This window comes from Microbacterium sp. (assembly GCF_049661145.1).
In the GTDB taxonomy this organism is placed as follows: domain Bacteria; phylum Actinomycetota; class Actinomycetes; order Actinomycetales; family Microbacteriaceae; genus Microbacterium.
On sequence record NZ_JBASZT010000333.1, the window covers coordinates 1 to 18,307 of the forward strand.

An 18,307-nucleotide genomic window follows, 5' to 3' on the forward strand; every position below is an offset into this window, starting at 1 on the left:
ACGGTCATCGTCGTGGTTCCTTTCGAGATGGATGTGAAGAGTTCTCTCGAAGGATCACACGGTGACCGTCGCCACGTTCACAGCGACGCGGCCACCGGATCCGTACACCACGCTATTGGACGCAACCAGAAAGTTCGGTCGCATGTGTCGCGCCATAGGTGTACGCGCCGTAGGCATAACTGTCCGGGCCACGGGTGGGAAGCATGGTCGCAACCACGCCCAGCACGGTGCCACCGGCCGTCTGCAGCGTGCGGATGGCTCCAGAGAGATCTTGCTTCTTAGCCCGGCCGGCAGCAGCGATCATGAGGACGCCACGGGTCTTCTTGGCCAGAACAGCGGCATCGGTCACCAGGAGCAGGGGCGGCGCGTCGATCAGCACGTAGTCGAAGTGCTCGGTGAGCTCTGCCAGCACGTGATCCATGGCAACCGAGCCCAGCAGCTCGCTGGGGTTGGGGGGTACGGTGCCCGACGGCAGTACGAATAGCTGCCCGGTTCCCCACTTCTGCAACGCCTCTGCGAGGTCGACCGTACCGATCAGCACGTTCGTGAGTCCGATGCCGCCCTCGATCCCCATATATTCGTCGATGCGAGGAAGCCGCAGATCGCCGTCGATCAGGGCTACGCGTGCTCCGGTCTCGGCGAGCGAGATCGCAAGGTTGGCCGTTGTCGTCGACTTTCCTTCGGCTGGAGCGCTGCTCGAGACGACAAACGACCGCGGTCCGTCTTCGGCGTTGAGGAACTGCAGATTCGTGCGTAGGGTGCGAAACGACTCGGAGCGGGGGCTGCGCGGATCGGCGTGGACGATCAGCGGGCGCTTAGGGGCATCTGGATCGAACGCGATGCCTCCGAGCAACGGCGCATCGGTCACCTGCTCGATGTCATGGAGCGTCCGCACTCGAGTGTCGAGCACCATCCGCAGCACGGCGATCGCGAGTCCGAGTGTAAGGCCCAGCAACGCCCCGAGCGTGATCAGCAGCGGGAGGTTCGGGCTCGACGGCGACGTCGGCACGGCGCCGGGCTGCACGACAGTCAGCAGCACCGGACTCGGCGCGCCCGCCGACGTCGGTGGCTCCAGCGTCGTCTGTACCGCTTCAGCCAGACTGTCGGCGGCGGCATCGGCGATCGCCGCTGCTTGGGCAGGGTCGGGATCGGTGACGGTGATCGTGATGTTCACGGTGTTCAGTGGCGCCTCTGCGGAGATGCGCGCCGCGAGATCGGGGACCGTTGTGTCGAGGTCGAGCTCATCGATGACCGGTTCAAGCACCAGCGCACTGGGAACGACGTCGACATAGCTCGTCACGATCTGCCGCGCGAAGTTCGTCCCCTGCACCAGATCACCCGTTGCTGCACCCTCGGACCGCACTGACACGTACAGCTGAGTCGAGGACTGATACTGCGGGGTACGGGTCAGCGCGTATCCCGTGCCTGCGCCCGCGCCCGCCAGCGTCAGCACCACGAGGATCAACCAGTTCTTGTGCAGGATCCGGATGTAGTCACGCAACTCCACAGCAGAAACCCCTCGTCACGATATCCAACGGGCGCGCCCGTGGGGGAAAGTTTCTCACACGGGAACCGAAGCGCTTGAGTGACCGGCGGAGGGGCGGGCGTAGTAGCCGTATCCATAGCCGTCGACTCCGGACGTCGGGATCTTCGTCAACACGGTGCCCAGCACTGGGGCTCCGATGGTTTCCAGCGTCTTCAGCGCATCAATCACCTGCGGCTTGCGCGTCGAACCGCTCGCCACCACCAGAATCGCGCCGGTGGCCTGACGTGCGACGAGCGCGGCATCGGTCACTGCGAGCAGGGGCGGCGCGTCGATCACCACGACATCGAATGCCGCCCGTAGCTCGGCGAGCGTACGCGCCATCGCCGCCGAGCCGAGCAGCTCGGCCGGGTTGGGAGGGATGGGGCCGGCCGGGAGCAGGAACAGCTTGGCAAGGCCCCATTGCTGCACGACGTCCGACAGCCTCGCCCTGCCTACCAGGACATCGGAGAGCCCCGCGCCGCCCTCAACGGCGAAGTTGGCGGCGAGTCGTGGTTTGCGCAGGTCGGCGTCGACGAGCGCGACACGTGCGCCGGTCTCGGCGATTGCGAGCGCTGTGTTCGCCGCGGTCGTCGACTTGCCCTCGGCGGGCGCGGCGCTCGTGATAACGAACACCGGTACGGTGCCTGAACCACGGTCGACGAACCGCAGGTTGGTGCGGAGACGCCGGAACGCTTCCGACCGAGGGTCGCGTGGGACCGCCTGCACCACGAGCGGGCGCGTTGCGGCATCCGGATCGAACGCGATCGTACCCAGGGTGGGAACCGAGACCGTCTCCTCGACGTCCGCGACCGAGCGCACCCGCGTGTCGAGCATCGACCGCAGGACTGCCAGCCCGAGTCCTACAGCGAGACCGACGAGCAGACCGAGGGTGATGCTCAGTCCGGTGTTGGGGGACGACGGCTCCGTCGGCACGCGGGCGGGAGAGGTCACCTCGACGCGTACCTTGCTGTCGACATCCGTGCCGGTCGGTCGCTCCAACTCGGTGGACACGACGGTTGCGAAGCTGTGCGCTACCGCGTTGGCGATCTGCGCGGCACGACTCGGGTCTTGGTCGTCCACGGCGATCTCCATGGTCTGCGCGTTCACGGGTGCGGACGCCGATATCTGATCGGCCAGGTCTGAGATCGGCACATCGAGCGCCAGTTCGGTGTTGACGGGGTCAAGCACAATCGCGGTCGGGATCACGTGCACGAAGCTGGTGACCGCCTGGCGCGCGTAGGCCGTGCTCTGCGCAAGATCCGTCGCCGCACCGGTATTGCGCACACTGACGTACAGGCTTGTCGAGGCCTGAAACACGGTAGGGCTGAGCAACGCGAGGATCGTGCCGCTCGCGGCGCCGATTGCTCCGCAAGCCAGAACAAGAAGCCAGGATCGTCGCAGAGCGGCGAGGTAGTCGGTCAGCTGCACGGGGGCCCCCAGGTCACGGAATCGACGCGGCGGACGCGTCCGGTTTACCCTGGAGGCGCACCTTCGCTATCCGATCTTTACACAGCAACACGAAGGGCCCTTTCCATGTCGACTCTGGAAGACCTGTTCACAGAGCCTCGCGAAGCAGCGCCCGACCTTCAACGTGATGGTGAACACGCCGCGCGCCAGTCGGCGCGTCTCGAGAGCCTGTTTACCGACCAGCGCGTCGCGGGTGTACCCGCGACGCCGGTCGACGACACCGCGGCTCTTGTTGCGCTGGTCGGCGAAGGCGTGCCGGCATCGACCGTGGTAACTCGCGACTCCACCCCTCCCGCCGTCCACCACAGCCGGATTCCCCAAGACCGGCTGAGCGTTGTCGCTGCCGTGCTCGCGATCGTCGCCGTCGTATCGGCCGTCACGCTGGCGGTGGTGACTTTCGCGGGGACATCGCCGGCCGACGGTGCCCTCACCGTCCTGACGCAGAGCGAAGCGGCCCTGGGTGACCGCATCGAGAGCGTCAACCGCAGTATCGCCACGGTGGGCACCGCGCGCGAGAGCACCGTCGAGCACGCTGAGGCGCTCGAAGTGCCCCTGGCCGACATGGCAGGCATGAGCGACGAGACCGCCCGCCTGGCCGCTGAGTCCGACCGTCAGCAGTACCTCGCCGCCGTCGCTGCGGTCGAGCTGCCCGATCCGGTGCCCTCGTATCGGCGAGGGTCGATCGATCGGGATTCGCTGGAGTCGGTGGGCACTGCCATCGACGCCGTCAACGCTCGCATGCTCGACGCCGACGCCGCGGCAGACGCGTTGGAGGAACCACGCCGCCAGCTGGTTCTCGCCGAACAGCAGCTCACCGATGCGCTTCACGCTTTCGTCGTCGGAGTGCCGGCGACGGCGGCAGGGATTGCAGCAGAGAACTCCGACGCGCAGGCGTCGTTTCGGACGGCGGTGACTGATGCGGCAACTGCGGTAGGGGCGGCTGATCTGCTGAGCGGCCCGGGTCTCACCGCGCTGTCGACCTACTCCGCGGCTGTGACCACGTTGCGTGAAGACCAGGCGCGTGCCGCAGCGGTCATCGCCGCGCGCGAAGCCGAGGCAACTCGTCGGCAGCAAGCGATTCATCGGAACGACAGCGGGTCAGCGGGGTCCGGGGCGACGATCGCCCCGAACCCCGCCGAGCCGACGGAACCGGTGGCGCCTGTGGCGCCCGTGACACCGACCGAGCCGGTGGCACCGGTCGAGCCAGTGACGCCGGTGGAGCCGGTGACACCCGTGGAGCCGGAGCCGCAGCCGTCGGAGGCGGGGAACTGACTCGGTCGGCGCTGCCATGATTTTTGGGCGGTGCCTCACTGTTGCGACGTCTGGGGCGTGATGACCGGGTGGTCAACCGAGGGCACTGGCGGTGCACCGGTGTTCTCGCTTGCTGTCGGCATCCCCGTCATGCGGCGGGCACGAGGCCGTTGCGGCCGTCAACGATCATGCGGTCGGCGATGAGGGTCGAGGCGTGCTCGGGGGTGAGCTTGCGACGGTACTCGTCCCATTCGGTCACGAGGATCGCAGCATCCGCATCACGGAGCACTCAAAGCCGTCGCCGCGGCGGTACCCGGACACGGTCGGCGTCGAGGTCGCACGCGCGCTGCTCGGGCGCAGTGACGCTGCGATCATCGAAGGCCACTACGCGAAGCGCCCCGACCTCATCGTCGAGGTCGCGGCCGACGCGCTCGACAAGGTGTTGGCGGGCATCGACGCATGAACTGCCGGGAAGGGTGAGTGGTTCAGTCTTGGAGTAGCGGGGCGTCTGCCCGGACCTGAGGCAGTATGTCCTCGAAGGAGGGCGGCTCACCGGGATGCGCGGTCGTGATCGCGCGTAGCCCCTCGCGGACCCAATAGTCCTTATCGACGGCGAGAGGCTGCACGCCGAGGCGTTCCGCGGCGGCGAGGATCGTGCCGCGGAACACCTCGGGGTCGTCGTCCCGCCACAGCGTGGAATCGGTCATGCCGCGTCCAGCCCAGCGAGCGCCGACTGGCGCGCGCGGGGGTCAGGTGACGTGGATCTGTGCCCGAGGTGGCTGGCAAAGTGTCGGGTCGCTGCGCGACAATGAAGGAGTGACGCTCGTGAACGATCCGCAGATCTGGACACTGATCGCCGTGTTCAGCACGATTCTGATCGGTGGTCTCACGTTGTCTTCGCTGTGGACCGGGCGCGCCATTACTGCCGCGATCGGTGGCGTGCGCGCTGAGATCGGCGGGCTGCGCGCGGAGATGAACGCGGAGATCGGTGGGCTCCGGGCTGAGATGAACGCCGAGATCGGTGGGCTCCGGGCTGAGATGAACGCTGAGATCGGTGGGTTGCGCGGGGAGATGCGCGCAGAGATCGGTGGGCTCCGGGCTGAAATGAACGCGCGCTTTGACGCCGTGAACAGTCGCTTCGATGCGGTGGATAGCCGCTTCGACGCTATCGACCACAAGATTCAGCATCTCGACCGCGACGTCGGCTACCTCATGAAACGAGAGTTCGGCGACCCCGAAACGCTATAGCCCCCGCAGGGATGAGCTTGCGACGTTCAGCGATGGGCGTCTCGTCTTGCGGAGGTACGCTATCGCTGGTGTTTTCTCCTCCACAGTGGGCGTTTTGGCCGAGAAGTGTCCTTCCAGACATAGTAAGAAGTGATCTAACCAACCACATTTTCCCACGTCAGAAGGACATTTCTCATATCACCACACCTTCAAGGCCGCCCACGAATCGGATCAAGGTTGAGAGCCCCGCCTTGGAGAAGTACCTCGCGCCCCAACCCACCGACGGCGCACTCCACGTAGCGTCCTCGCTCCTCGACGAGCGATACATCATCGCCTTCCTCAGACTCAACGAGGTTGCGCTCAAGGGATGCCCGCAATGGAGCGACTCACTTACCCCATGTATCAGAGATCCCGATCACTCCTCCTCATAGCAAGGAGGGAACGATGCGCTCACTCATCACGACGTTCTTCGCACGGCTACTCGCGCCTCCCAGTCACGTGAGCGAGCACACGGGCCGCGCCGCGCCCAGGCTCGAGGGAGGTCGACTTGCGGACTTCGTTCGCGTCGTGTCGACCCTGTCGTCCACAGACGACGAAGAATACACCGCGGCTCGCGATGCGCTCAGGCAGGATCTGAATGCCGTGCTGGCCGATGCCGACAGTCTTCTGTCGTCGCGATCGTCGCCCCATTTGCTTCGATGCGCAGCGGCCATGGCGTTGGGGGCTTCGGGGTCAGGGCGAGCCATCACACCGTTGCTCTCGGCGGCGACAGCCGTGGTGCCGGTGGAGCTGGGTGCCGAGACCGCGAGCAACGAGTTGTCGGTCGCGACGACGGCGGTCGACGCGCTTGCCGACCTGGCACGAGACGGAGTGGGCGCGGCCCGCGATGCTCTCGGTGCGGTCGCTCTGGCCGAGACATCGCTCACCACCGTCGGGGTGAGCCTGGCTCACCTGAGCGACATAGGCGCGACCGAGCTCTTCGAGCGGACCCTCGCGCAGCTGCAGCCGGCCAAGCGCTACTTGGGTGCGCTCCGACGCATCGATGTCGGCGATCTGCCCACGGAACTCAACCCCTACCTCGACGATGCGCCACGACTCGATGGGGCCAGCCCGCCATTACTCGACGTGTCGACCTCCGGATACCGCCCCGCACGAGGGACACCGATTCTGCCGCGCCCCGCACGAAAGCCCAGGAAGGACTGAGTCAATGGCGTGCACCTACAGCGTCGACGATCTTACGCTGAGCGGCGACGCTCACTACGGGCCGAAGATGGCCAACCAGCCGTTCATCGACTACGCGTGGACATCGCACGGCTTCAACAACGCCTATTGGCAGGGCGGGTGGGGCTTCTCGGATCCCGGAAACGTCAGGAAGCCTGTCGCAAGGGTCCTCAACGCCATGTGGCTGCTCAGTTACTCCGCCGAGGACTACCGCAACGACAGCTACAGCGCGCCGATGCTCAACTGGGCGCCACGCTACGTGCGAGAGCAGCTGAAGTCATACGACGACCTCCGTGCTCAGTGTGGAACTTCGCCGATCGCGAGAACCAGCGGCTGCCAATGGGCTCGAAAGTTCGACAGCTGGGAGTGCACGCAGGACCACGAAGAGCGGGTGCGTGAGTGCTCAAGCTGGTTCTTCCTCTTCGCATGGCTCTGCTACGTCTGGTCGTGGATCGTACGCGTCGTCTGCACGGCATGGGGGTGGGTCGCCCGGCTCGGCTGCACGCTCTACTACGGGACGGTCGGCGGCGGCCAGAACCTGACCCTCTTCCTTTCGTACTTCTACTCGTTCGATGGAACCGGAAACGCGGATGTCGTGACCCGCGCGGGCACCCTCGTACACGAATCGCGCCACATCGGCAACAAGCCGCACGACGGTGACTTTCCAGCCGGCTCGATCTACGGATCCGGCTCAGGCGCCGACTCGTCGTGGGACTACCACGGTGCTTGGAAGTATCACGCCCTCTACTTGTGGTGGTTCTACGCCCGAGGCACGCGCACGACGCTGTTGATGCGGAATGCCGCGAAGCAGAAGGCGAACGACATCCTCACGAATTCGTTCTCGACACCGACGGGACTGGTGGTCTTGTGAGCTCTACCTCTGCTCGATGCGTTCCCTGCACGCTCATCTCATCCGGCCTCGTGGCGGCCGTGCTCTTCGGAGTCGCCGTACTGATCGTCAGACTGATCCGATCATCGTCCAGAGCGGATCGCTGACCAACCCCGGGGCGGGCCTACGGGCCGAGGATTACGGGCCGAGGAGTGCCAGCGGCACGACGGCGATGCCGTCTTGTCTCCGGTACGCGAAGCGGCCCGTGTTGAGGATGACGGCGTCCGTCAGGAGTGGCCCCATTTGCGCTTTGAGCCAGTGCAGGTGTTTGACGTCATCGTCACGGATGGTGTCGGAGAGCTTGACCTCCAGTGCGGTGATCTTGCGATCGTTCGTCTCGACGATGATGTCGATCTCGTGGTCTCCGGTCTTGGTGCGGAGATGCCCGACGCGGGCACGCATCGCCGCTGCGTAGGTGCGCACTGATTGAACTGCCAGCGACTCGAAGAGCGCACCCAGCCACGTACCCGCGCTCGGCGACGGTACCCCACCTTCGCCGAGGAGCAGTCCCTGTGCCCCGATGCCCACCATCCGGGCAGCGAGGGCTGGATCGACGAGATGATGCTTCGGTGACACGGTGAGCCGTTTCAGCGGCGTGAACGAAGGGATCCATGCTGCGATCGGGTCGAGAATGAAGAGCCGCTGAAGGTGTTCTCGGTAGCCGTCCACGGTGCCCCGCGCGGGCTTGTTCGACTCCCCTGCGGTGGCGGCGTCGAGGATCTTCGTGTAGTCAGCTGTCGATGCGGTCGCTGCACCGTAGGCGCGCAGCCACGCGAGGAGCGCGGCAGGCCTTCTGACCCTGACGCCGTTGTCCGGGAGGTCCTTGTCGACAACGCGGGTGAGGTAGCTGTCGAGCTGGAGTTCGCGGTTCCCCTCGGACAAGTCGCGAACACCTGGGAACCCGGAGCGGAGTATCTCGTGGACGTAGTCTTTCGTCGTCAGCGAGCTCGTTCCCGTGACGGCCGCCCCGCCGGCGTGCAGTTCCTTGAGCGAGACGGCAGGCACCTGGATGCCGCGTTCGCTCATTGCCATCGGCCGCATCACGAGTCGCACGATCCGGCCCGCCCCACTGTGAACACGTGCACCAGGCGCGACCCCCGCCGAGCCGGCGAGCAGGAAACGTCCGCCCGACCTCGGATCGTCGTCGACCGCCGTGCGGACGCGGTCCCACACCTGTGGTTCGAGTTGCCACTCATCGATGAACACCGGTGGCTCTGCTTCGGCGACCAGGTCGTGGTTGCCGGCGACGATAGCGCGGGTCGGCGGGTCTGTCAGCGACAGCACCGTCTTGGCGCGCCGACTCGCCGTCGCGGTCTTGCCGACACCTTTGGCCCCTTCGAGGGCGATCGCGACGATCTCCCCGAATGCCGCGTCAAGGATGCCGTCAATGACCCGCTGCTGGTAGTCCACACGAGAGAATCTAGCATCTGGTCGCTACTCAACTATGCATACAGTCAGACCTGAAGTGAGCATCCAGTCGCCTTGTTGCTGCGCATCCGGGATATCGTCGAACACATCCACTCGCTCTCGGTGGAACGGCTCTGGGCCTCGCGTCGAGCACCGTGATCGCGGTCGGGGCCGTGGCATCTAGGCGATGGCCTCGCTCCGAAGCCACTCGATCTGCTCGTCCAACTCCGCGACGATGGCTCAGGCGCTGGCGATGGCCGTGATCCAGTCGTTGGTGGCGGCGATGGCGTCCACGGCGACGACCAGGCCCACTTGCTCTGCCGGGATGTGCCACGTGTCGCGCCACACGTTGTTGGCTTCGATGACCGGTGGTTGTGATCGTCCAGGCCGGCCACCGGGCCGAGGATCACGATGGCGATGAGCTCCATCAGGAGGTTGAGCGTGTGCCGGGAGGGCGGCCAGATGTCGACGATACTTACGGCCAGATGTCAGAATGATCGTCGGCTGAATGTCAGTTAATACGTCGGCTGATTGTCAAGTCAAGGGTATCGTTGACGTATGCCCGGCACGCCATCACGGATTGCGCGACGTCTCTTGCCCGTCGCGCGGGAGCGAATCGACCAGACGCCAGTGTTGCTTCTGGAGGGCCCGCGAAGTGTCGGCAAATCGACTCTGCTGGGGCAACTCGCGGAGGATGCTCCTGAGGCCAGACTGTTCGACTTCGATGACCGCGCCGTGATGTCGATCGCGCAGCAGAGTCCATCGCTGCTCACTGAGGAGACCCTGCCGGTTCTCATCGATGAGTACCAGCGCGTGCCGGACGTGTTGCAGGCGATCAAGGCGCGGCTCAACAAGGGAACGCGACCCGGCATGTTCGTCCTCGCCGGGTCGGCAAGCTACGATTCGCTGCCAACGGGCACTCAGGCGCTCACTGGCCGCATCCAGCGACTGCCTGTCATGCCACTGACCCAGACCGAGATCGATGGGACATCGAACCGGTTCATAGAGCGGGCGTTCGAGGGTGACATCCCCCACACCGCCGACCCGGCCGCCGCCAACCGGATGGACTATGTCGATCGGATCTCCCGCGGTGGCATGCCGCTCGCCGTCGCAGAGAGCGACGACATTGCACGTGCGCGCTGGTTCGCTGGACATGTGCGTCAGTCTCTCCGACGCGATGCGGGCGAGCTGCGTCGGTTGAATCGGGCGGCGGCGCTGCCGCGGCTGTTCAATCGAGTGGTGGGTCAGACTGCGGGATTGCTCAACGTCTCGAAGGTTGGCGAGACGCTGGAGATATCCCGCGGGACAGTCATGTCGTATCTCGAGCTGCTCGAATCCCTCTTCCTCATCAGCAGTCTGCCGGCGTGGGGCACGACTGTCTCGTCGCGCAGTGTGGAGGCGCCGAAGGTGCACGTTGTCGACTCGGGCATCGGCGCCCACGTGCTGCGGTTGAGCCCATCGAAGCTCGCACGGGGCGACGCTTCGGCGCTGACCGAGTTCGGTCACCTGTTGGAGTCGTTCGTCGTACAGGAGGCGATTCGCCAGACCACGTGGATGGACGCGCTCGTCTCGTCAGGTCATTGGCGCACCCGCGACGATGACGAAGTCGACCTCGTGCTCGAAAGGTACGACGGGGCGGTGATCGGTATCGAGATCAAGGCCGGCGACCGGGTTCAATCGAAGCAACTCGGGGGCCTTCGGAAGCTGCGTGATCGGCTGGGGAGCTCCTTCGTCGCCGGCGTCGCGTTTCACCTCGGCACCCGCGGCTACCCGGCCGAGGACCGCATCCACTCGCTCCCGGTGGAACGGCTCTGGGTCTGAGGTCGGCGTCCCCTGGCGGGTCATTGGCGCGGTCCCGCCGCCTGAATGTCGATGCGCTCGTTCTCGCTACAGGCGGGCGATCGTGTCGCCGGACCAGAGGATGATCCCGTCGAGCACCGTGACCGCGGTCGGGGCCGTGGCATCCAGGCCCTCGGCACATCCAGCATCCTCCGCCTCAGCCGGATCGCCCGCGATGAAGCGCGTGACCGCGACGCCCGTGCACGAGTCGGGCTCGACGTGTAGCTCGCGGTTGGCTCGCGGTCATGTCGCGGTTAGGTCGCGGTTTGCTCGCGCTCAGGTCGCGCTCTGGTCCTGGTTAGCTCGCGGTCAGCTCGCGGCGGCGACGCGTACGACACGCGTGACCTGGTCGACACCGGGCATGAGCTCATCCGCTGCACGCAGATAGGTGCTCCACGATCGGCGGTACGGGTCGATGACATCGTCGTCACTGGGATCGCCGACGGGAAAGACCTGCCCCCGCTGATCCGAGACGGTGATCACGGCCGTCGGGAATGCATAGGTGGCATCGAGAACGCGGTCGCATCCGACGTGATCGCCCTTGCCAAAGGACAGCCTCGAGTGCTGGACGAGACAACGGCGGGCCGGCTCGCACTTCGCGTGTGGCTGGACAGAGGGGCGCTGCGAAAGGAATTGTAGTTCCTGAGCTACAATGAAAGGATGGTCAGAGTTCTTCCCTTGCGCGAACTGCGTCAGAACCCCACCAGCGCGATCGACGCCCTCGAAGAGGGCGAGGTGGTCGTCATCACGCGACGCAACAAGCCCATCGCCGACCTCGTGCCCCACACCGCCAGGGAAGGGGCCAGTCCGCGCGAATTCGTTGCGGTCCTCGAACGCACCCGCGTCGACGATGAGTGGGCGGATGACCTCGCACGTCAGCGGGCAGAGGAGAGCCGCGACGTGTGGGGCGAGGAGAGGTGACTCGCGTTGCGCTCCTGGACACCTCTGCGCTGATCGGCGCGGTCGACTCAGAGACCGTTGAGGCACTGCCGTATGACCGCCTCCTCGTCTCAGCGCTCACCTATGCCGAATTGCGTTTGGGGCTGGTCACCGCCGCCGATACCAGGTCGCTGCGGCACCGTGTCCGCCGCATCGACGAGATCTCGCGGGCGTTCGGTTCTGGCGTGCCGTTCGACGATGCGTGTGCGCGAGAGTATGAACGGATCGTGCAGGCCGCGGTCGAGCAAGGTCAACGTCCACGGGCGAACACCCTCGACCGGATGATCGCCGCTACTGCCGCGGCGCATCATCTCCCTCTCGTCACCCGCAATGCGGCCGACGTTCGTGGCTTGGACGAGATCGTAGAAATAGTCTCACTGTAGGCAGTCGGTGCGGTGGCTGGTACGGTGTACGCCCAGCAGTCGCGCGTCCCATGGTTCGTGCGAGTGAGAACCGACAGTCACCACCGAGACCGCACCGCGCCAAAGGCCCCGGCATCGACCGACGCACCTACCCCCGCGACAACGTCCGCTGGTGTCTTCTCCTCCACAGTGGGCGCTCTGCGGGAGTTGTCCACGGTTCGGCGGAAGAGGGTATCCATCTTGGTGCCTCCGCGGTGCGTCGGCTCTTCATCGACCCGTTCGCGGGGCTTTCGTGGGCGCCGTTGGTCGCTTCCCCGGGGTGTAGCGACCAGGCGGGTCCACATTCTTGTGGATGAGCTCTGCCTCGTGGCGGCCCCGGAGGCTGTCGGCTGGCAATGGTCACATCTTGATGCTCAGGGAGCATCAAGATGTGACCATTCAGCGGGAAACGAACCGGCGGGCACAATCGCCACCCGACCTGCTCGGGTCACCAAGATGGGTAGCCCGCTCGGCGGATTCGGCTGATCGTGTCGGTTGGGATCGGTGATCCTGGATCTGTGCGTGAGGTGGCTGGCAAGGTGTCGGTTCGCTGCGTGACAATGGGGGAGTGGCGCTCGTGAACGATCCGCAGATCTGGACACTGATCGCCGTGTTCAGCACGGTTCTGATCGGTGGTTTCACGTTGTCTTCGCTGTGGACCGGGCGCGCTATTGCTGCGGCGATCGGTGGCGTGCGCGCTGAGATCGGCGGGCTGCGCGCAGAGATGAACGCGCGCTTCGACGCGGTGAACAGTCGCTTCGATGCGGTCGATAGCCGCTTCGACGCCATCGACCATAAGATTCAGCATCTCGACCGAGGCGCCGGTTTCCTCATGAAACGAGAGTTCGGCGACCCCGAAACGCTATAGCCCCCGCAGGGATGAGCTTGCGACGTTCAGCGAGCGGATGCGCGCCCTCGGCTGAGGTCGGCCTATCCGAGTCGGCGGGTGGCCTTTTCGGCTTCCGGTCGTGACCGTCAGCCCGTCGGGGCATCGTCGCGCAGCGCCTCGATGGTGTCTTCTTCGACCGGGTTGTCGGCCGTCATCTGTGCCTCGGTCTGCGCGTCTCCGCCCGCAGGGGCGACGTTCTCGACTTCCGACGCCGCGTCACGGTCGTCCGCTCCGGCATCGGGGGGCATCGGTGTCTCGACATCCGGTCCTTCGTAGCCGCGGCTGTCGTCCGTCGTGTCGTACGGATCGCTCATACCCGTGTTCCTTTCCTCGGGGGTGGTCGCTACTGGAGGGAGCCCAGAGCGTTCACGTCGTCGGTCGGGAGTTCGTCGGCGGCCGCGCCGACGTTCAGCTCCGCGAGCTGAACGCTCCCGCTGGGGGTCAGGTCAGTCGGCGTCGATCAGGTCGAGCAGCTTGCGCAGCTCGTCACGGATCTGCGTGTAGTCGTACTGGCCCGCGCGGCTCTCGCCGGAGATGACCCCCGACCGATGCACGCGTCGGAAGTCCCCGTACGGGAATCCGTACGCCTGCTTCGTGTGCGGGTCGGCATCCTTGTCGATGCCCAGGTGCCAGTGCGAGTACTCGGTCCAGCCGTGGTCTTCGACGAACGCGTTCTCCTGCGCGGCATCCGGCGCCGCCTCCGACCACGCGTCCCGCTCGTCGCGCACGACCTCGCCCTCCCGCACGAGTGCACGGGCCTGGCGGGCGGCGGGACGATTGAGTTCGAAGGCCATGATCACTTGAAGGCGTCTTTGACCTTCTCGCCGGCCTGCTTCACGTCTGCCTTGACCTGATCCGCCTTTCCCTCGGCCTCGAGGCGCTCGTTGTCGGTCGCCTTGCCGACCGCTTCCTTCGCCTTGCCGCCCACGTCCTGCGCGGCGTTCTTGATCTTGTCGTCGAGTCCCATGTTCTCTTCTCCGTTTCTGGTCGACCCGCTGCCTGGTGGGCTCCGGCCCGACCTCCTTAGAACGACGGTAGGCGCGCGGAGGACTTTGCACGAAGGGGGTTGACCTGCAGGATGCTGCGAGCTACTCGCATCGTGCGCCTAACCTGTACGCGATGGATGACCCCGATCACACGGTCCGCGATATCCGAGAGTCCGACGCAGAGGAGGCGCTATCGCCGAGCGAACGTCTCCAACGCGGCGGCGTATCTGTCGGGGTCCTTGCGGGTCTCCTCGGTCGTCAGGAGAGCCGAGCCGCCGATGATGCGCGTGTGCTCACCACGACACGGGATGGTGATGACCGTCGACAGTCCTGCCCGCCACGCAGGGATCAGTGCATCCAGCGACCGACGCTCGGGCGACTCGGCGAGCGACCGAGGGCGATCATCACGGCGCGCGTGGAACCGTGCCTGGGTCCACGCTCGGTAGTCCTCGGTCAACGCCGCGTCCCCGAACCGCTCTCGCCACGTCGGCCCGTGCAACCGGCGAAGCAGTTCCGCCCGTTCCTTCGACCCGTCCGCGGTGCGTGTCAGCTCCTCGAACATGGAGGGCTCGAACCGCACAGCGGCGTGACTCACGACGTCCTCCCACACCCCCGGCCACGCCGCTTCCCAGGCATCGCGATCATCCGGCTCACCGGCTCGCGCAGGAGGCTCCACGAGGAGAGGAGGAAGATCGTCGCCAGCCGGCCGCAGACCCCACGTCTCACGAATCCACAGCAACTCCAAGAGCTGATAGGAGTCGTCATCTACCGAGATGACCATGTCGTGCGGCCACGGATTGCCTTCCATCGGTGTGGTCGAGCGCATCGCGTCTCCCTTCCAGCGCCGGCGAACTCCTCCAACCAGTATCACTCTGGTAACGGCCACGAGGGTGATGGAGAAGAAGGATCGCATCCGGGGTGCTGGCCTTCAGGCGAGTTCGGATGGCGCAAATATGCACACCGCCGCCGACTGGCAGATCCCGGCGCGTATCTGCGTGCGCAGGCACCCCGGCTCGTGGTCGTAGCCGAGGCACAGCGGGATCCGGCGCTGTTCGAGGCTGGCCGGCAGCGAGACCGCGTCGCTGACCTGGCGAGACGATCTCGAGTCACGAAGGCGCCGAAGGTCTTCGTGCGCGACAGTGGTCTGCTGCACGCGCTTCTCGGTCTGGAGACCCTCGACGACGTGCTCAGCCACGCGGTCGCAGGTCACAGCTACGAGAGCTTCGTCATCGAGAACCTGATAACGGCTCGCTGCTCGACATCGATAAGCAGGTTGGTGCAGTGGTTGCCGTCGAAGGCGACGAGTTCGGCGTGGCGGCGCGGCGTCTTCATGAGCACGTCGGGCTCGTCGGGGCTGACCGTGATGCGGGCATCGCCCGACCAGCACCCGGGCGCCCCTTCGACGATGCCGAGGTCGATTGCGTGCGTCATAATTATCCTCGTCTCAAACATGACCAAGTCTCGACAAGGAGTGCCGGGTCATCGTGGGTGCGAAGTACACTCAGGCCATGACTCCGTCTACTGCAGAACTGCTGGAGAACGCCAAGCTTCTCCCGCGCGAGGAGCGCGCCGAGCTGGCGGAGAGCCTGCTGGCCACGCTCGGCGCGGCCGACTCGTATGGCAGCGCGCGGCACGAGTCGCTGCGGCTGGCCGTGCAGAGTGGCATCGACAGCTACGACGTTGGACGCTACGAAGTCGTTCACGCAGACGGTCTGCGTGAGTACCTCCGCGAGATCGGACGCGAAGCTGCCGAGATCGTCGACTCGCAGCGCGTGTGAGCTTCGACTACGTCGTTGTCGCCGAAGCGAGGACCGATATTCGCGACATTCTCATCTGGTCGCACGCCCGTTTCGGTGCCAAGGTGCGCGAAGGCTACGAGGAGCTCATCTTCACCGCCTTCGAAGACATCGCAAGCGACCCGGGCGGTGCCGGCGTGCATGTACGTTCCGACCTCGGCGATGGTGTTGCGACCTGGCATCTGGCGCTCAGCCGGGATCACGTCGATAGCGGGGTGCGTACGATCGTGTCGCCGCGCCACCTTGTGATCTTTACGGTGAAGGGCGAGCGGGTCCTGATCCTCCGCCTGCTGCATGAAGCGATGAATCTCCCCGAGCAGCATTTGCCGAAGTCGTAGATACTCACGGCACGGCGGGCTTGCCGCCCCGAGAGTCTGGCAGGGCGCGTCGCGCACCTCGAGCTCACCGGCGTGCGCCTCGACGAGGCCGCCGCCGCGGCCGGCTAAACCAGGGCTGGTGAGCGTCGCACCCACGGGCGTGGCGCTCGCCGGCAATACCGGTGGCTCCGAGAGTGAATATCCAGTGGCGCTCAACCGCAATAATCACTGGCGCTCACGATTCCAAATACTCAGGCCCCGAAGCGCGCCCGCCAGCCGCTCGGCACCGCCGGGCCGGATGGCGCAAATATCAATTCTGATAGTAGATTTGCACTGTGCAGATTCAGCGGAGCGTGGCTGATGCGGTGATCGCGCGGCTAGCGGCAAGCGCTGCTGTGGTGCTTCTCGGACCTCGACAGGTTGGCAAGACGACGCTCGCGCGCGACATCGCCGACGCCTGGCCGGGCGGTGCCGTGTATCTCGACCTCGAGAATCCTGCCCACCGCCGTCGGCTGGCAGATCCCGGCGCGTATCTGCGTGCGCAGGCACCCCGGCTCGTGGTCGTAGACGAGGCACAGCGGGATCCGGCGCTGTTCGAGGTGCTGCGCGGCGTCATCGATGACAACCGTCGCGCCGGGCATCGCACCGGTCAGTTCCTGTTGCTCGGCTCGGCGTCGCTCGATCTTGTCGGGCTCACCGAGAGTCTGGCGGGGCGCGTCGCGCACCTCGAGCTCACCGGCGTGCGCCTCGACGAGGCCGCCGCCGCGGGTATCGCGGCCGATCGGCTGTGGCTGCGCGGCGGCTACCCCGACAGCCTGCTGGCCGGCAGCGAGACCGCGTCGCTGATCTGGCGAGACGATCTCGTGCGCACCTATCTCGAACGAGACGTGCCCATGTTCGCCCCTCGCATTCCCACAGAGACGCTACGACGTCTGTGGACCATGATCGCGCACAACAGCGGCGGCCTCCTCAACGCCTCCTCCCTCGGTCAGGCGCTGGCCGTCGGCGGGCAAACCGTCGATCGATACCTCGACCTCCTCGCCGACCTCTACCTCGTGCGGCGGCTGGCGTCCTGGCATGCGAACGTCGGAAAGAGAGTAACGAAGGCGCCGAAGGTCTTCGTGCGCGACAGTGGTCTGCTGCACGCGCTTCTCGGTCTGGAGACCCTCGACGACGTGCTCAGCCATCCGGTCGCAGGTCACAGCTACGAGAGCTTCGTCGTCGAGAACCTGATCTCCGCAGCGGGTTCGCGCTATCGCCCGTACCACTACCGCACGGCGAAGGGCGACGAGGTCGATCTCGTGCTCGAACGCGGCGGCATCCCCGCGATCGCGGTCGAGGTGAAACGCTCGACCGCGCCGGAGGTGCGCGCGGCTCTTCTGCGTGCGCGCGCCGACCTCGGCGGTCCGGACACCTACCTGGTGCATCCCGACACCGACGAAGAGCCCTACGACGTGAGTGGCGTCACCGTGCTCGGTGTGAGCGCGCTGGTGGACCTGCTCCGCGAACCGTGACGCCGTCGCAATGCCCGTCGTCGATGCGCGGCGGGGGTGAGGTCGACGTTCACCCTGTCACGTCGTGACAAGGCGTACACTAGAGCGATGAGGACGGCGTTCGGGGTTGAGCATGCGACATCGAGCATCGACGACGCGTTGCGCCGACACGGCGTTCCAGAACAGTTCGTCGGCGCGGTGCGAGGCGCGCTGGAGGAGTTCGTCGGCGCGGGCAAGACGACCGCAGCCACCGATGGTGCGATAGCGTTCGCTCTCGCCGCCGGCATCCCGGCCGTTGCCTTCTCTGATGAGGCGGAGCACGAGAACCGTCTCTACGAGGCCGCGTCGACCGCCGTCCTGGGCGCCGAGCTGAGACGGTCTCTGCTCACGACGAACGAACTGGCAGAGCTGCTATGCGTGCAGCCGTCGCACGTGCGACGCCTGGTCGGACGAGGGGACCTGATGACCGCGGGGCAGATCGACGGGCAATCGCTCTATCCGAGCTGGCAAGTCGTCGAAGGGGCCGTCGTGCCGGGGCTGCGTGCGGTGCTCGCGGAGTTTCCCGACGACTACCATCCCCTCGACATCCAATGGGTCATGACCGAACCGGCTGAGGCGCTGCGGGGTCGCACGCCGGTCGAATGGCTCACGACCGGCGGC

At 65.9% G+C, this 18,307-nt stretch carries 22 protein-coding genes and 2 pseudogenes; 14 read left to right on the top strand and 10 right to left on the bottom strand.

Features of this window, described 5'->3' with window-relative positions; translation table 11 throughout:
- Positions 1-112: 112 nt before the first annotated feature.
- Together WBP48_RS13685 and WBP48_RS13690 are read right to left on the bottom strand one after the other, a co-directional pair.
- A complete protein-coding gene (locus WBP48_RS13685; protein WP_424441306.1) occupies positions 113-1,507 on the bottom strand; it encodes a polysaccharide biosynthesis tyrosine autokinase in 1,395 nt (464 codons plus the stop codon).
- Between the two features lie 54 nt (positions 1,508-1,561).
- Positions 1,562-2,953: a polysaccharide biosynthesis tyrosine autokinase gene (locus tag WBP48_RS13690; protein ID WP_424441307.1), complete on the bottom strand. Its 1,392-nt coding sequence runs from the start codon at positions 2,951-2,953 to the stop codon at positions 1,562-1,564.
- Positions 2,954-3,058: 105 nt separating this feature from the next.
- Between WBP48_RS13690 and WBP48_RS13695 the strand changes: the two genes are divergently transcribed.
- Together WBP48_RS13695 and WBP48_RS13700 are read left to right on the top strand one after the other, a co-directional pair.
- The gene (locus tag WBP48_RS13695; protein ID WP_424441308.1) at positions 3,059-4,264 is read left to right on the top strand and encodes a hypothetical protein; all 1,206 of its coding nucleotides are present in this window, start codon (positions 3,059-3,061) and stop codon (positions 4,262-4,264) included.
- Positions 4,265-4,457: 193 nt separating this feature from the next.
- Complete coding sequence (locus WBP48_RS13700) at positions 4,458-4,706, top strand: hypothetical protein (protein ID WP_424441309.1); 249 nt, start codon at positions 4,458-4,460, stop codon at positions 4,704-4,706.
- Between the two features lie 22 nt (positions 4,707-4,728).
- On the opposite strand, the gene WBP48_RS13705 is transcribed toward WBP48_RS13700, so the two are convergent.
- Positions 4,729-4,950 (bottom strand): hypothetical protein, encoded by a 222-nt coding sequence (locus WBP48_RS13705; protein WP_424441310.1) that lies wholly within the window; start codon positions 4,948-4,950, stop codon positions 4,729-4,731.
- 109 nt (positions 4,951-5,059) lie between these two features.
- Here WBP48_RS13705 and WBP48_RS13710 point away from each other — a divergent pair, with 109 nt between their 5' ends.
- The 3 genes from WBP48_RS13710 to WBP48_RS13720 all read left to right on the top strand — a co-directional run bounded on the left by WBP48_RS13710 (position 5,060) and on the right by WBP48_RS13720 (position 7,562).
- On the top strand, positions 5,060-5,491 hold the full coding sequence (locus WBP48_RS13710) for a hypothetical protein (RefSeq protein ID WP_424441311.1): 432 nt from the start codon (positions 5,060-5,062) through the stop codon (positions 5,489-5,491).
- Positions 5,492-5,914: 423 nt separating this feature from the next.
- Positions 5,915-6,673: a hypothetical protein gene (locus WBP48_RS13715; RefSeq protein WP_424441312.1), complete on the top strand. Its 759-nt coding sequence runs from the start codon at positions 5,915-5,917 to the stop codon at positions 6,671-6,673.
- A 4-nt stretch (positions 6,674-6,677) separates the two neighbouring features.
- Positions 6,678-7,562 carry a hypothetical protein gene (locus tag WBP48_RS13720; protein ID WP_424441313.1) on the top strand — a complete coding sequence of 295 codons (885 nt, stop codon included), beginning with the start codon at positions 6,678-6,680 and terminating at the stop codon, positions 7,560-7,562.
- Positions 7,563-7,718: 156 nt separating this feature from the next.
- Here WBP48_RS13720 and WBP48_RS13725 read toward each other — a convergent pair whose 3' ends face one another.
- A complete protein-coding gene (locus WBP48_RS13725; protein WP_424441314.1) occupies positions 7,719-8,990 on the bottom strand; it encodes an ATP-binding protein in 1,272 nt (423 codons plus the stop codon).
- A 627-nt stretch (positions 8,991-9,617) separates the two neighbouring features.
- Between WBP48_RS13725 and WBP48_RS13730 the strand changes: the two genes are divergently transcribed.
- Positions 9,618-10,808, top strand: a complete 1,191-nt coding sequence (locus WBP48_RS13730; protein WP_424441315.1) for an ATP-binding protein — start codon at positions 9,618-9,620, stop codon at positions 10,806-10,808.
- A 327-nt stretch (positions 10,809-11,135) separates the two neighbouring features.
- Here the strand turns inward: WBP48_RS13730 and WBP48_RS13735 are convergent, their stop codons facing one another.
- The gene (locus WBP48_RS13735; protein ID WP_424441316.1) at positions 11,136-11,309 is read right to left on the bottom strand and encodes a hypothetical protein; all 174 of its coding nucleotides are present in this window, start codon (positions 11,307-11,309) and stop codon (positions 11,136-11,138) included.
- Positions 11,310-11,486: 177 nt separating this feature from the next.
- On the opposite strand from WBP48_RS13735, the gene WBP48_RS13740 reads away from it, so the two are divergent.
- The 3 genes from WBP48_RS13740 (at position 11,487) to WBP48_RS13750 (ending at position 13,034) form a co-directional block, all read left to right on the top strand.
- On the top strand, positions 11,487-11,747 hold the full coding sequence (locus WBP48_RS13740; RefSeq protein WP_424441317.1) for a type II toxin-antitoxin system Phd/YefM family antitoxin: 261 nt from the start codon (positions 11,487-11,489) through the stop codon (positions 11,745-11,747).
- Positions 11,744-12,148: a PIN domain-containing protein gene (locus tag WBP48_RS13745; RefSeq protein WP_424441318.1), complete on the top strand. Its 405-nt coding sequence runs from the start codon at positions 11,744-11,746 to the stop codon at positions 12,146-12,148. The genes WBP48_RS13740 and WBP48_RS13745 overlap by 4 nt, the downstream gene beginning before the upstream one ends.
- Positions 12,149-12,734: 586 nt before the next feature.
- On the top strand, positions 12,735-13,034 hold the full coding sequence (locus WBP48_RS13750) for a hypothetical protein (RefSeq protein WP_424441319.1): 300 nt from the start codon (positions 12,735-12,737) through the stop codon (positions 13,032-13,034).
- 107 nt (positions 13,035-13,141) lie between these two features.
- Here WBP48_RS13750 and WBP48_RS13755 read toward each other — a convergent pair whose 3' ends face one another.
- The 4 genes from WBP48_RS13755 to WBP48_RS13770 form a co-directional block, all read right to left on the bottom strand.
- Positions 13,142-13,369: a hypothetical protein gene (locus WBP48_RS13755; protein ID WP_424441320.1), complete on the bottom strand. Its 228-nt coding sequence runs from the start codon at positions 13,367-13,369 to the stop codon at positions 13,142-13,144.
- A 132-nt stretch (positions 13,370-13,501) separates the two neighbouring features.
- Complete coding sequence (locus tag WBP48_RS13760; RefSeq protein WP_424441321.1) at positions 13,502-13,849, bottom strand: hypothetical protein; 348 nt, start codon at positions 13,847-13,849, stop codon at positions 13,502-13,504.
- Positions 13,850-13,851: 2 nt separating this feature from the next.
- Positions 13,852-14,022 (bottom strand): CsbD family protein, encoded by a 171-nt coding sequence (locus tag WBP48_RS13765; protein WP_424441322.1) that lies wholly within the window; start codon positions 14,020-14,022, stop codon positions 13,852-13,854.
- A gap of 209 nt (positions 14,023-14,231) precedes the next feature.
- A complete protein-coding gene (locus tag WBP48_RS13770) occupies positions 14,232-14,867 on the bottom strand; it encodes a hypothetical protein (RefSeq protein WP_424441323.1) in 636 nt (211 codons plus the stop codon).
- Positions 14,868-15,170: 303 nt separating this feature from the next.
- Between WBP48_RS13770 and WBP48_RS13775 the strand changes: the two are divergent.
- Positions 15,171-15,233: pseudogene (locus tag WBP48_RS13775) on the top strand (hypothetical protein); the annotation flags it as partial.
- A 20-nt stretch (positions 15,234-15,253) separates the two neighbouring features.
- Here the strand turns inward: WBP48_RS13775 and WBP48_RS13780 are convergent.
- Positions 15,254-15,472 carry a hypothetical protein gene (locus WBP48_RS13780; protein ID WP_424441326.1) on the bottom strand — a complete coding sequence of 73 codons (219 nt, stop codon included), beginning with the start codon at positions 15,470-15,472 and terminating at the stop codon, positions 15,254-15,256.
- A 77-nt stretch (positions 15,473-15,549) separates the two neighbouring features.
- Between WBP48_RS13780 and WBP48_RS13785 the strand changes: the two genes are divergently transcribed.
- The 4 genes and pseudogenes from WBP48_RS13785 to WBP48_RS13800 all read left to right on the top strand — a co-directional run.
- The gene (locus tag WBP48_RS13785) at positions 15,550-15,819 is read left to right on the top strand and encodes a hypothetical protein (RefSeq protein WP_424441327.1); all 270 of its coding nucleotides are present in this window, start codon (positions 15,550-15,552) and stop codon (positions 15,817-15,819) included.
- Positions 15,816-16,175, top strand: a complete 360-nt coding sequence (locus WBP48_RS13790) for a type II toxin-antitoxin system RelE/ParE family toxin (protein WP_424441324.1) — start codon at positions 15,816-15,818, stop codon at positions 16,173-16,175. The genes WBP48_RS13785 and WBP48_RS13790 overlap by 4 nt, the downstream gene beginning before the upstream one ends.
- 332 nt (positions 16,176-16,507) lie before the next feature.
- Positions 16,508-17,668: an ATP-binding protein gene (locus WBP48_RS13795; RefSeq protein WP_424441325.1), complete on the top strand. Its 1,161-nt coding sequence runs from the start codon at positions 16,508-16,510 to the stop codon at positions 17,666-17,668.
- 87 nt (positions 17,669-17,755) lie between these two features.
- A pseudogene (locus WBP48_RS13800) lies at positions 17,756-18,307 on the top strand (hypothetical protein); the annotation flags it as partial.

Bases quoted from the DNA above. Each gene is read 5' to 3' on its own strand.
- WBP48_RS13695 (WP_424441308.1), top strand. From the start codon at position 3,059: ATGTCGACTCTGGAAGACCTGTTCACAGAGCCTCGCGAAGCAGCGCCC.
- WBP48_RS13705 (WP_424441310.1), bottom strand. From the start codon at position 4,950: ATGACCGATTCCACGCTGTGGCGGGACGACGACCCCGAGGTGTTCCGC.
- WBP48_RS13715 (WP_424441312.1), top strand. From the start codon at position 5,915: ATGCGCTCACTCATCACGACGTTCTTCGCACGGCTACTCGCGCCTCCC.
- WBP48_RS13720 (WP_424441313.1), top strand. From the start codon at position 6,678: ATGGCGTGCACCTACAGCGTCGACGATCTTACGCTGAGCGGCGACGCT.
- WBP48_RS13740 (WP_424441317.1), top strand. From the start codon at position 11,487: ATGGTCAGAGTTCTTCCCTTGCGCGAACTGCGTCAGAACCCCACCAGC.
- WBP48_RS13755 (WP_424441320.1), bottom strand. From the start codon at position 13,369: ATGAGCGATCCGTACGACACGACGGACGACAGCCGCGGCTACGAAGGA.
- WBP48_RS13760 (WP_424441321.1), bottom strand. From the start codon at position 13,849: ATGGCCTTCGAACTCAATCGTCCCGCCGCCCGCCAGGCCCGTGCACTC.
- WBP48_RS13765 (WP_424441322.1), bottom strand. From the start codon at position 14,022: ATGGGACTCGACGACAAGATCAAGAACGCCGCGCAGGACGTGGGCGGC.
- WBP48_RS13770 (WP_424441323.1), bottom strand. From the start codon at position 14,867: ATGCGCTCGACCACACCGATGGAAGGCAATCCGTGGCCGCACGACATG.
- WBP48_RS13780 (WP_424441326.1), bottom strand. From the start codon at position 15,472: ATGACGCACGCAATCGACCTCGGCATCGTCGAAGGGGCGCCCGGGTGC.
- WBP48_RS13785 (WP_424441327.1), top strand. From the start codon at position 15,550: ATGACTCCGTCTACTGCAGAACTGCTGGAGAACGCCAAGCTTCTCCCG.